This is a genomic window from Paenibacillus sp. CFBP 13594 (genome assembly GCF_014842675.1).
Classification (GTDB): domain Bacteria; phylum Bacillota; class Bacilli; order Paenibacillales; family Paenibacillaceae; genus Paenibacillus; species Paenibacillus amylolyticus_B.
Genome location: NZ_JACYVQ010000006.1, coordinates 427,938 through 441,711, shown reverse-complemented (window position 1 = coordinate 441,711; position 13,774 = coordinate 427,938). Strand labels below are relative to the sequence as shown.

Sequence of the window (13,774 nt, the reverse complement as noted above, 5' to 3'; positions counted from 1 at the left end):
AGTTCACCGGGCTATATCAGAATTTCCGAATGAACCGATAGACGATCAGACTATGCATCATCAATCGCAGATCTGGATGCGAAGCAAGTTCAGGTCTTGGACTCGGAAAATTGGCCAGGGCAGACTTGATACGCTCCGTGTTTAATATGCCAGCAACCTTGCTGTCAGAACACAAAGCACGTAACTCAGCCGTAAAGGCATCCCAATTCGGAATGATGCGATGTAACCAATCTGCAGGCTGCACACCCCGTACCCGTTGATTCAATCTGACCTTGTCAGGCAACTCCGGTGAAGTAGCCCGGCGAATCAATGAACGATCCGTCCCTTGTTTCACATATTGTTCAATCGGAACGGACAAACAGAACCGGATGACTCTGGCATCACTTGTCGGATCACGTTCCCAAGCGCGGTAACGCAGAGAACATTTTGTAGCTACAGCACCGTTTTTGTTCGCAATAGCCAGGTTATTGAATTTCTCGGCACGTACTTTGAGTGCATCAGCCTGGGCACCGCCCTGCAAAACAATAATGGATTTGAGTCTTTCCAGTACACCTGTTCTTTGAGCAAAATCAGGATGGATCAACTGCACGGACGCGGCCTGGCTTGCTCCTTTGGACTGAGCCTTGAACCACTCCGGATATGCCTTTTTCCCGGTGATCTTAGCTATACGGGAGAAGGGCATTCCGGTCCGCTCACTATACTGCTGCATCTCACGGAACCAGCGATACCAGCGGCCACTTTTCAGTAGACTGGCGTAATAATCCAGAGCCGGCCCCCAGGAGATCGTGAAATTACCACGTGCGCCTGTGAGCAGGATGCCTGCATCTTGCTGGCTCGCTTTTTCATAGAATCCGCGAATCCAGAATGAATTTTCAAAGTATTTATAGGGCATTTCCATAATGTCGAGCCAGGTATCTACTTCACTGAGTGGACTTCTGCCTTCAAAATCAAGGTAGTTCTCTGTGATATTGCCGACATGATTAATGGTTGAACGTATGAAGGGCCGTTCGTCTGCGAGCAACGTTTTCGACGTATAATCTGTGAAATCCGGTACGGGAACATAACTATAGGCCTGCAGCCGTTTGCCCTGACTTCTCAGTGTTCCGGAAGCAAAACCAACCACGGCTCCCGAGTCCAGTCCGCCACTTAAAGCAGCAGCCACCTGCCTGTGAGTTCGCAATCGCGATCCAACCGCCTGCCCAAAGACCTCCCGAAACGCTTCTACATACTCACCATCGGATTTAAGCCTCAGAGGTTCGACTTCATTCCAGCGATGATATTGCTTCAGTTCCAGTCTCCCATCCCGAAAGACAAGTGTATGTGCAGAAGGCAGTTGGCTTATTCCCCGATATACGGTCGAATTGATATCTGCTGAATCATGCATGTCAGGAATGGCAAGGAATTCGGACAGCCAAGTCTCATCAAGTTCTTTATGTACCCCTTCAAGCCCAAGCAACGGATTCATGAGTGTGCAGAAAGCAAAACGTGAACCATCATGTCGGTAATAAAAAGCTCTCATGCCTGTAATGTCTCTCGCTGCATACAGTTTTCGATTCCGCTCATCCCATATCGCGAATACAAAATCCCCCAGCAATCGGACAGCCACATCGTCTCCCCAGCGTTGATAGGCACGCAGGATCAGTTCACTATCCGCCAACATTGCCAGTTCAGCTCTGGATATCTGTAGTTGATCAGCCAGTTGTTCCCGGTTATCCAGAATGGCATCTGCCGTGATGGTCAGACCACTTTCCTCATCATATAAAGGCAACTTCTCGCTAACCGATTCCGGTGTAATCCATTGGGCATGACAGCTGAGGAACGCCTCGTTGCCTTTCCACACCCCTGTTGTATCCGCAGGGACATGCCCCAGGCTTGCGTACAGACGCCAGCTGTCTTCCCATAGCGCCTGCTGACCATCGTTGTGTACAATTCCTGCTATGGCGCTCATGACTTGCCTCCCCGTAGAATCTTGCGCTGTGAAGCCCAGGCGCTGATCTGGTGACCAAATGGTACCCATGATTTGATACGCTGTATTTTGCTTTGAGCAGAAGCCAGCTGGACTTTCAAGCGTTCTCGCTCACTGTAACCCCGTTCAAGACGATGATCCGCCGCCCGTAATGCGGCTTGCAGCTGTCTGATCGTTGCCAGTGCAGCCAGTGTGGGATCTATCTTTTCCGGTTCCTCGACAACTTGGTCATTAAGATTGCCAAGCGGATCATGTACGACAGAATCTGCCGGTTGCATTCGGTATTGCGGTTGCCACTGGCAACCTGTCGCTGCTGTCAACTGATGCGTGATTCGATCAATGACCTCTTGATCCGGACTTGCATCATAATGTACACCCGTCCATTGTTCGGCTTCTGCCAGCTGTTCACTGTATCCCATCCGGTGGAACAGATCTGCCCCCATCACACGGCAATACAGTTCAACTTCATGCGGTTCTAATATGTTTTTCCAGTTGTTAACAGAACCCTGATGTGCCTTTTGATGCGAAGAGAGGAATGGATCACCCACGCCCATACTGTAGAACATGTCAGACTTGGCACTGTCCAGAAACTGTCCATACTGCTCCATACCCTGTTCATATCGAATTCCCAGAAACGCGCATAGTTTCTCGAGTTCTTCCTGAGGATTGGAAACCAATCGTTCATATTGCAATTCATATGCATTGGAATGTGGTTCGGCAAAATACTCATTCAAGCGGAGCATACCCAGTGTAAGATCTACAGATTTCATATTTAATTTGGGGCTCTGCAGACTATGAGTCAGGTCGAATCCTTCTCCTGTGTGGCGGTTTACCTTTTTGAATGATGCTGCTATGGCCAGAGGATTACGCTGGAGATGAATGCGCTTGGACTGAGGGAACAGACGATCCAGCCATTCCAGCATGTAATAGTATCGTGGAGATTTATCAACGATGAAGTCTGCTCCGCTCCCTTCCAGGAATCCATTATAGATCTCAAGAGCAAAACTTCTGCACGCCTTTTCGAAGACATCCTCAGATACCATGGCATTGTAGAACTGACGAATGATGGAGCTGCCACCATAAGCACGTGAATCAGCTTTGTTCAAATCGACAAGATTCATCAGAAACCACATTTCCTGGGTGGCAAATATACGACTATGATTTTGCAGCATGACGGTGGATAAGGAACTACCACTGCGGGGAACACATAGTAAGAAAACAAGTCCGTTACCTTGAGCATCGATCAATGGCAGCCTCTCCTCTGTTCATTAGTATAAATATGTAGCTGGGATAGACCAGACTCTACCTTTGTGTTTGGCAAAACGAGTAATATGCACGCTATAGGTCAGCGTTTTGCAATACTCCGTCGAAAGTTCACCCGGGAATGAAGCAAAACACTTGGTTACATTCGACAACTCTCAGATACAATATGTATTTATAGTTTTACTCTATGATACAAAATGTATCATGTCAATCTTTTATTTTCACCTTTTCATAAATTCATACTCTTTCACTGTATTCTGTTGTCTGTCATTTAAGCACTTATTCATGATCAATTATGTTCTGATTGCACAAACGCGAATAAGCTCCAGACATGTTCTGTGAGGAACAATGCCTGAAGCCATACGTAATCCGTTGAGAAACTTAATATGAAACCGGGTGAACAACCATCAGGTAAACCTTACATTTGAACTTTTCCCAGGAGCTCCAACACTCCCATTTCGCTCTTCTTCCTGATCTGCCTGTGTAGCATCCTGCATCCCCTTCTGTACCTTCACGGTTAACAATACAGCAATTCCCGCGACGAAAAAGAAGATGAGCGACAGAATACCCCAACGCGTGGAACCCGTGATCTGCCCAACATAACCAAACACAAATGGACCAAAGATCGCAGAGAATTTGCCTGTAATATTCACAAAACCAAAATACTCTCCTGTTCTGCCTGCCGGCATCAGATTGCTAAACAGGGAACGCGCTGTGGATTGACTCACACCCTGCACGACACCAACCAACCCGGCGAGTACATAGAAGTGGATCGCTTGTGTCATGAAATAACCTAGAATCACAATACATATGTAGACCGATAAGCTAACGATTAATACCTGCTTTGCTCCCCAACGCTGTGCCCACGCTCCCAGTAACAAAGTGCATGGGAAACCGATGAACTGGGTTAACAGTAGCGCGAGCATCAGGTCGGCTGTGCCTATGCCTATACTTGTTCCATAGATGGTAGCCATCAGAATGATGGTATTAATACCGTCATTAAAAAACCAGAAAGCCACCAGCATGCGGATTAACTGGGGAAAACGCCGCATCTGACGAAAGGTCTGCCGCAGTCTGCGCACGCCCACCGCAGTATACCTTCTCCACGAGCCGGGCATGTCCGGTGAAGCAGGCCGTCTCGGAGCATGGCGAAAGATCGGTATGGAGAACAGCAACCACCACAACGAGACGGAGATAAACGCAAGTCTTGTGCCTGCCAGTGTACTGCTCATCCCGAACCAGCCCGGTTGCTGAATCATCAGCAGGTTCACCGCAAGCAACAAACCTCCTCCAATATAACCATAGGCATAACCTTTGGAGGATATCATGTCCCTTCGTTCCACGGGTACCAGATCCGGCAGCATTGCATCGTAAAAGGTGTTACCACCTGCAAAACCGATCGTAGATATGACCAGCAACGCGGAAGCAAGGAACCAGTCCCCTTCACCGATTGCGCTGAATCCCAATGTAGCAAGGACGCCTATAATTGCAAATACACGCAGGAAGTCGCCTTTCCGTCCTGACAAATCAGCCAGTGTGCCTAGCAACGGTGTTAGCAGAGCTACGAACAACATGCCAATGGAATGGGTATAGGCCAGATAGGAAGCCGCGGTATCCGTATCCAGCGTTGCGGCAGCCACCGAAGCATAGAATACGGGCAGTACTGCCGCCAGTACAGTTGTCGCATAAGCCGAATTGGCCCAATCATACATAATCCAAGCCTTGATCGCCTTTTTATTCACATGAATCCTTCCTTTACATGCATCTCTATTGGATCGTGTTCATGAAATCTGGTTTTCAGTATCGAGAAAAGGAATGAAGCTAGAAATGGAGTAGATGTACTTCTCCTATTGTATAGGAAGGATATCACACTTGTTCACTGTTTCTGTAAAAAATGGAGCAATTCTGTTCTTACGACTCACCTTACCTCTGAGGTGAACTTGCGTAATTGTATCATTTTATATCCACTCTCATCACATATCGTCCTCGCCCGTGAATATACTTAATTACCGACAGGCCAAACTGTGCCGCGTAATCAATGGGGGTGCCTACATGTCAAATTCACACCAGCCTTACTCGTTCGTCGTGTCGAAGGAAGATTGGTCGCTTCACCGCAAAGGGTACCAGGACCAACAACGCCATCAGCAAAAGGTGAAAGATGTCATCAAACAGAATCTGCCTGATCTGATTACGGAAGAAAACATCATCATGTCTGATGGAAAACAAATCATCAAGGTACCAATCCGCAGTCTGGATGAGTACCGTTTTGTGTATAACTACCAGAAGCAAAAACATGTTGGTCAAGGAGACGGTGACAGTCAGGTCGGAGACGTCATCGGTCGTGATCCCTCTGCTTCTCAGAAACCCGGCAAAGGCGAAAAAGCTGGCGATCAGCCTGGTCATGATATTGTGGAAGCCGAAGTGAGTATTGAGGAATTGGAAGATATGCTCTTCGCTGAGCTGGAATTACCCGATCTGAAGCAGAAAGACAAAGACCTGATTGAGACACATACGGTGGTATTCAACGATATTCGCAAAAAAGGCATGCAGTCCAATATTGACAAGAAACGTACCATTTTGGAGAATCTGCGTCGCAATGCAACGACCGGTACGCCAGGTATCCATCACATCAGTCCGGATGACCTGCGCTACAAGACATGGGAAGACAAAATCATTCCACAATCCAATGCCGTTATCATTGCCATGATGGATACATCCGGGTCCATGGGTTCTTTTGAGAAATACTGCGCGCGCAGCTTTTTCTTCTGGATGACCCGTTTTCTACGCCGTCAGTATGAGAAAGTTGAGATTGTTTTCCTCGCCCATCATACAGAAGCCAAGGAAGTTACCGAAGAAGAATTCTTTACCCGTGGCGAGAGCGGAGGTACGATTTGCTCCTCTGTATATATGAAGGCGCTGGATATTATTGACAGCCGATATCCACCTTCCAGCTACAACATCTACCCCTTCCACTTCTCTGATGGGGATAATCTGACCTCGGATAACGAACGGTGTGTGAAGCTGATCGGGGAGTTAATGAAGCGTAGCAATATGTTTGGATACGGCGAAGTGAATCAGTACAACCGCAGCAGTACACTGATGTCGGCTTATCGTCATATCAAAATGGATCAGTTCATGTATTATGTGATCAAAGAAAAAGGCGAAGTGTACAAAGCTTTGCGCAGCTTTTTCCAGAAACGGGAAGGAGGCAGCGTTAGATGACAGATGAGATCCGCGACCTAGAATACGCTATTGCCGAGATTATGGAGATTGCCAATGGTTTTGGTCTGGACTATTACCCCATGCGGTACGAAATCTGCCCATCGGATATTATTTATACATTTGGAGCCTACGGCATGCCTACCAGATTCAGTCACTGGAGCTTTGGTAAAACATTTCATAAGATGAAAATGCAGTACGATTTTGGGCTCAGCAAAATTTATGAGCTTGTCATCAATTCCAACCCTTGTTATGCCTTCCTGCTGGATGGCAATTCCCTGATTCAGAACAAATTGATCGTAGCCCACGTCCTGGCACACTGCGATTTTTTCAAAAACAATGCCCGCTTCTCCAAATCCAACCGTAATATGGTCGAAAGTATGGCTGCTACGGCGGATCGGATCAGCAATTATGAGATGGAGTACGGAACGGAAGCGGTTGAAGCCTTTATCGATGCCGTGATCGCAATTCAGGAACATGTGGACCCACAGCTGATTAAACCCCGCCATTTGGACAAACAACGTTATATGGAGATGAAAATGCGGGAGCAGCGCGGTGAGAAAGCACCCAAGCCGGAAGGCCGCTATGATGATTTATGGTCGCTTGATGATGTGAAGACCGAAGAAAAACCGGCCGAAGGCATACAGGTCCATCACTTTCCCCCTGAACCGGAGAAGGATGTCATGTGGTTTATTCAGGAATTCTCGGAAGTGTTGACCGACTGGCAGCGGGATATCATGAGTATGATGCGTGAAGAGATGCTTTATTTCTGGCCACAGATGGAAACGAAAATCATGAATGAAGGCTGGGCATCCTACTGGCATCAACGCATTATACGTGAGCTCGATCTGAACAGTGAGGATACGATCGAATTTGCCAAACTTAACTCCTCCGTGGTGCAGCCATCCAAACAAAGTCTGAATCCGTATTATCTGGGACTGAAGATTTTCGAGGATATTGAACGGCGCTGGGATAACCCAACCCGGGAAGAACAGGATCGTTGGGGCCGTAAACCCGGTCAAGGTCGTGCCAAAATGTTCGAGGTGCGTGAGTTCGATTCCGATACCTCCTTTATCCGCAACTACATGACCAAGCAATTAACCGAGGATCTGGACCTCTACGTATTTGAGAAAAAAGGACCGGACTGGAAAATCACCGACAAGTCCTGGGAAAACATACGGGATCAGCTCGTATTTTCACGTGTCAACGGGGGATCACCCTATCTGGTTGTACAGGATGCCGATTATCTGCGGACAGGGGAACTCGTGCTGAAACATCAATATGAAGGCATTGAGTTGGATCTGAAATATATGGAACGCACCCTGCCTTATCTGTATCGCCTCTGGGGACGTACCGTACATGTGGAGACACGTGTCGAGGATAAACCGATCTGGTTTACGTATGATGGCAAGAAACACCACCGCAAGTTTATGTGAGGTTCCAACAATCCTTTCCTTTTTAAAAAAGAGAACCTTCGTATCACGTATGAAGAATGGCGACATACCATAAAAAAACAAAAAAAGCGGCAAGCTCCCGACATACACGGGGACTTGCCGCTTGGCATACATAAAATTAGGATGGTACCGGTGGTGCACCATTCCCCTGCAATCGCAGCGGTACAAAAAAATCATGCTCCACTTCACTTGCCGGCAGTGGGCGACTGAAATAATATCCCTGAATCTCCCGGCAATCATTCTGCATCAGAATATCCAGTTGGCCTTTCGTCTCAATGCCTTCCGCAATGACTTCCATCTTGAGATTCTGTGCCATCGATATAATGGTCGCCACAATGGCTTGATCGCTGTGACTCTCTGTAATGTCCGTCACAAACGAACGATCAATCTTGAGCTTGTGAATCGGGAAATGCTTCAGATAACTCAGTGAACTGTATCCCGTCCCGAAATCATCCAGGCTGATCTTGACACCCAGTGCGTTAAGTTCATTCAGAATTGCCGTAGAGACCGTGGCATCCATCATCATGCTCTCTGTAATCTCCAGCTCCAGGTACCGTGCCTCCAGCCCTGTCTCCAAGAGTGCGTTCTTGACCTGTTCTACCAAATTCGATTGATGGAACTGCTGGCTGGACAAGTTTACCGATACCGGAATGAGCGGCCCACCGCTGGCATGCCAGAGCTTCATCTGCCTGCATGCTTCGCGCAGCGTCCATTTGCCAATCTCATAGATCATACCTGTCTCTTCTGCAAGCGGAATGAACACATTGGGTGCGAGCAGTCCTTTGAGTGGATGGTTCCAACGTATAAGAGCCTCCACACCAATCATGCGGCTATCCTCGGTACGAATCTGTGGTTGATAGTACAGGACCATCTCATCGCGTTCCAACGCTTTACGAAGATAACCCTCCAGCTCAATGCGTTCATATAGTTCCGAATCCAGTTGGGCAGTGTAGAATTGGAAACCATTTTTACCGTTTTTCTTCACTTCATACATGGCGGAGTCCGCATGTTTCAGCAAAGCATCCACGCCAACTCCATGATCCGGGTACATCGCAATTCCAATGCTGGCGGTTACGTAAAAATCATTCTCCTTCAGTCGATAAGGTAACTGAATGGCTTCAACAATCTGTTTTGCAAGTTCTGCCACTCTTACTTCTGTCGCTTGATCCTGGGTCACAACGAGTGTGAACTCGTCCCCGCCCATCCGGGCCAGCATGACATTCTCCATAGCTAAGGGATCCGAAGATTCTATGGCTTTCATGATCCGGTTGCTGACTTCTCTTAGAAATACATCTCCAATGGAGTGTCCCAACGAGTCATTAATCATCTTGAAACGATCTATATCCATCACCATAACCGCAAAAGAATTCCCTTTTTCTGCTGAATCGTTAATCGTACAAGCCAGCACATCATCCAACTTGCGCCGATTGGGCAACCCCGTCAACGGATCATGCAAAGCTTGGTGACGAATCTTCTCCTGAGCCTGTTTCTCCTCCGTAATATCCTTGATCAGAATGTGGCTTCCCACATGGTTACCATCAATGACTACAGGAACCACAACAATACTAAGATCCAGAAGTTCACCCTGTATATCTCTCATCTTAGCCATATAATGCGCCTGCTCCAGCTTATGATCATCCCAATCGATTGAATCGAATTCACTGATCCATTCTATATCGATCTGCTGAACAATTTCATCAATGGAGCGATCCATGACCCTTGTTTCAGGATAACCGGTGATTGTTGTTACCGCAGCATTAATACCTTTGACAATACCTTCCTTGTCCACTGAAATAATGGCATCCGAATGGTTATGATACAGGGCCTGATACCATTGCTCATTCTCATGAATCCGTCGATCTTTCTGTGACATTCGCTGATTGATAAATATGCCGAACAACGTCAAGCCCAAAGCAATAAATGTGCCCGATGCGATCAAATAGGCGAGAATGCCTGGCTCAATCTGCATCCCTGAACTTACCATCGAGCCATGTGAATGATGGAAATGTGCGGCTGACATCCCGGTATAATGCATGCCAGAGATTCCAATACCCATAATGAGACCGCTGCCCATCTTGTAAACCCAGGTATGTCTTGATTGATGATAACGGAAGTAAAACATGAGCCACAATGCCGCAAAGGAAGCAAGTGCTGCAATCAGAATGGATAATACCACTCTGCCTGGTTCATACGTAACCGGAGTTGACATCGCTGCCATTCCCACATAATGCATCGAGCTGATCCCTGCTGTCATCAGTACTCCAGCAATCATCAGCTTGCTTATCCTGCCCGTTTGTCTACCCGCAATGTTCAAGGCCACCCCCGATGCAACAATAGCGAGTAGAACAGATAAAACAACCTTACCGGTAGAATAGGAGACTTGCGTAGGCAGAACAAAAGCCAGCATACCTACGAAATGCATGGACCAGATTCCCAGCCCCATTGAGAATGCACCGCAGGTAAGCCATACATTCCGCGCCATTCCGCTAGCCTGACTTACACGGCCTGCAAGGTCAAGGGCTGCGTACGAAGCTAACGATGCAATAATATAGGATAAAATAACAAGTTCTAAGTTGTACGTACCATGTAGGTGCTCCACTCACTCTGTCCTTTCAACCGGGAAATGCTTCGTATGTATGCAAAAATGTAAAAAAGAAGCGAGTGCGCTGTCTGGATGACAGGCACTCCCTCCGCATCATTTGACTCGTGACAACAGACTTAGTTGAAGCCGTTATCATACATTGGAACCCGTTTATTTGAATGTATATAGTCTAAACGTCCCAGCCTTTAAAATCAACACTTATTTCCAGATATACAATCTTGAATAGCTAACATTCTCATATTCTAATTCGCAACTAAATATTCTATTTACGAGTCAGTAACAGACTGCCAAAACCGGAAGTATCTTGATAAGAATTACCTGATGAATCGCTCCAGATGGACACACTGCTTCGCTTGCCATCTCCCGCGCCATCATCATTAACTTGAAGATCAAACCCAATCCATCTTTGCTCTTCAGCACGAACGCTATCTAGTGGGATTGCCACTTCAACTGTATACCCTCCGCTTGTTAATCGGGTAGCTGATTTGAAACTTTCTTTCCGTGCATTTCCTCCAAAAGAAGTCTCATTATCAAAATTGACCCGGTACTGGGCGTCATCCTCCTGATAAAATGTTGTCTGATCTTTGCTCGGGTCGATAAAAATCTCGATCGAATCCTGCTCATGTGCATTAGAGCTTAATTTGCTTCGCAAAGGATCTTTCACATCTGCCAATACGTACAGGTATTTCTCATCCCATAACAGTTGTGCAGTCACCGTTGCACCGGAGTTTCCGACCACCCAGACATCCGTTTTAACAGATGCAGCCTTTTTCCAGACGTTATCCTTTTTCGCATCAATTACAGGTTTGCCATAAGTGACCTTGGTTTGTTTCAAGACAGAACCGAGCTTCAGTTTGCCCCGGTTGGCTGGTTTGTCGGGCTGTTGATTGGAAATATCATTCCAAACAATGGTCGCTGTCTTTCCAGCAGCATATTCATCCGTAATCCGAAAATCCAGAGACAAGACCTGGCCTTCGGTAAGTAAAGCAGCTGACATAGGCAGTGATGCGTATACAACATAACCGGTTTTTGTCTCCTGTACGTTGTAAGTATTTTTATCTTTGCCTTTACCGCCATCCCGTTTAAATGTATATTGACCATTTGCAGACGGCGGATTTTTCTTCTTGGCTGACAGATCAGCTTCAGCAGTTGCAGCGCCTGTCCCCTTGACTTCTTCCGCGAGGAAAACCTGCACCTGATCCCCTTTGCGACGTGTGGTGTCCTTCACTTCCACTCGTAAATTCACCTTTTTCGCATCCCACATCATACGAGCCTCACCCGTAACCGCAGATGTACCATCTGCCAGGTGATTAATTTCGAGTCCTTTCACAGCACCCCAAAGAATATCTTCCTGTCCTTTGTGATTCGGGAAAGAAGGGCTGGCCTTCAATGCTGTCCATTCATTACGATAGATCGGAAGAGTGGTAGCATCCACCAGTGCCCAATAGGCCGGTTTTGCTTTCAATTTACGATCAAACAACAATGGTGCATCTTTGCGTCCTTTAACTGGATGGTTGTCAAGCCATGTACCATCATCCGCAAGTCCCCAAACGGTAACACTGTCCATTACGCCGCGTTTTCCCAACTCGTCAAACAGGTCGAACAGTTCACGATAACGGTAAGCTTGTTGCAACATTAATTCATCTGTGACAGGCATCTCCAGTTCAGAATTACTTGAATAGATCGAAACGTCCAGCTCCGTAACCTGTACATTCACACCAAGAGCAATCACTTTCTCAAAAGCCTCACGAATGAGCTTTACATCCGGTCCGTACATCGACACATGCATCTGGAATCCAACCGCATCAATCGGTGTTCCTTTGGCAAGCAGCTTCTCTACAAGCTTCACCATATCATTCACCTTGTTTCCATTGCCCTCCATTCCATAGTCATTAATAACCAGTACAGCATCAGGGTCAGCCTCACGTGCATATCGGAAAGCCAGCTCAATGTAATCACTGTCATCTCCGTCGCCATCTACATCCCCAATAATATCTCTCCACTTGGAATTACTGGCCTCATTCCGCAAGCCGCCTCCGTCCGCGATGACTTCATTGACGACATCCCATGTATGAACCTTTCCTTTGTACCGGGTAACGATGGTTTGAATATGGGTTTTCATCCGTGCAAGCAACTGTTCCCGCGTGGCAGGTTTGGAAGCATCATTCGGATCGGTAAAGAACCAGTCCGGCACCTGACTATGCCATAACAGCGTATGACCTCTGATTTCCATATCATTTGCTTCGGCAAACTTCACCAGGCGATCTGTCTCTGACCAGACAAACTGTCCTTCCTGAGGTTGCATCGCATCCATTTTCATAAAGTTTCCAGCTGTAATACTATTAAAATGTTTCGTCAACAGTTGGGAATGCGGATCTTCCGCATCCAGTGCAGACTGGTCGATTGCCGCTCCCATTGCATAGTGTTGTCCCACAACATCCACTAGATTCGGAATGTTCGGCTCTATTTCAATTTTTTCGGCTTCCGTGATCAGTACATCATCCACGTAAAAAGTAATCGTATCCGCCGGCGTCACTTCCGCTGACGTCTTCCAAGGTGTCTCTGCATACATGCGGAATCCGGTGATGCCGCTATTTTCTCCAGGGATCACCACATCTGCCTCGATTTTTTTCCACTGTCCCTTGTTCAGAGTTGCAGAGGCAAACGTAGCATATTCTCGACTTGAAGCGTCGTTATTGTACTCTTTCTCCAGTGAACCGTTGATGACCTGACTGTCCGGTCCTTCATCGTACATGGCCCAAAACGAAATATGAACCGTGCTGCCCTTCTGTACATGGTCTATGACTTCAATTAAGGGTCCATGGAACGTTTCGGTACGGGAAGAGGTTCTCAGGCTGCGTGTACTGTCGTGACCTGCTTGCGCTACGATATCAAGCTTTTCACTCGCACGTGGACGCCATTGTCCCAACACACCATCTTCAAAATTAGCCTCGAACAGTACTCCATCATCGCCAGTCTTAACGTCCGCAGCCGCAGCACGTGTCCCTCCTGTTCCCACACTTGGGAACAAACTGAAGATCAATACAGCCGACAAGCACAAGCTCCACCATTTTCTCAAATGCATCCGATCTCCTCCTTGGTTCGTTGTTTGTGAAGAATAACCTTTGCTCTGCCATGTGCCAGCCTTTTACAAGATCGTTATTCAGGATGGATAGATGCTAATGGACAGAAAATTGTAAGCACTTTCATTATACGATTGCCAGTAAACTTTGTTTACCCGTTAAACTATAGGACTTGCATCACTCCATT

At 47.0% G+C, this 13,774-nt stretch carries 7 protein-coding genes; 2 read left to right on the top strand and 5 right to left on the bottom strand.

The window, feature by feature from the left end; all coding sequences use genetic code 11:
• Positions 1-16 precede the first annotated feature (16 nt).
• From IFU39_RS21260 to IFU39_RS21250, 3 genes are all read right to left on the bottom strand, one after another.
• Complete coding sequence (locus tag IFU39_RS21260; RefSeq protein WP_091014639.1) at positions 17-1,948, bottom strand: asparagine synthase-related protein; 1,932 nt, start codon at positions 1,946-1,948, stop codon at positions 17-19.
• Positions 1,945-3,213, bottom strand: a complete 1,269-nt coding sequence (locus tag IFU39_RS21255) for a sulfotransferase family protein (protein WP_105598019.1) — start codon at positions 3,211-3,213, stop codon at positions 1,945-1,947. Before IFU39_RS21255 ends, IFU39_RS21260 begins: the two co-directional genes overlap by 4 nt.
• A 423-nt stretch (positions 3,214-3,636) precedes the next feature.
• On the bottom strand, positions 3,637-4,971 hold the full coding sequence (locus tag IFU39_RS21250; protein WP_192134710.1) for an MFS transporter: 1,335 nt from the start codon (positions 4,969-4,971) through the stop codon (positions 3,637-3,639).
• Positions 4,972-5,281: 310 nt separating this feature from the next.
• On the opposite strand from IFU39_RS21250, the gene yhbH reads away from it, so the two are divergent.
• Positions 5,282-6,451 carry a sporulation protein YhbH gene (gene yhbH, locus IFU39_RS21245; protein ID WP_036609998.1) on the top strand — a complete coding sequence of 390 codons (1,170 nt, stop codon included), beginning with the start codon at positions 5,282-5,284 and terminating at the stop codon, positions 6,449-6,451.
• Positions 6,448-7,884 carry a SpoVR family protein gene (locus IFU39_RS21240; protein WP_192134708.1) on the top strand — a complete coding sequence of 479 codons (1,437 nt, stop codon included), beginning with the start codon at positions 6,448-6,450 and terminating at the stop codon, positions 7,882-7,884. Before yhbH ends, IFU39_RS21240 begins: the two co-directional genes overlap by 4 nt.
• Before the next feature lie 136 nt (positions 7,885-8,020).
• Here IFU39_RS21240 and IFU39_RS21235 read toward each other — a convergent pair whose 3' ends face one another.
• Both IFU39_RS21235 and IFU39_RS21230 read right to left on the bottom strand, forming a co-directional pair.
• Complete coding sequence (locus tag IFU39_RS21235) at positions 8,021-10,501, bottom strand: EAL domain-containing protein (RefSeq protein ID WP_192134707.1); 2,481 nt, start codon at positions 10,499-10,501, stop codon at positions 8,021-8,023.
• A gap of 265 nt (positions 10,502-10,766) precedes the next feature.
• A complete protein-coding gene (locus IFU39_RS21230; protein WP_192134705.1) occupies positions 10,767-13,589 on the bottom strand; it encodes an endo-1,4-beta-xylanase in 2,823 nt (940 codons plus the stop codon).
• Positions 13,590-13,774: the final 185 nt, after the last annotated feature.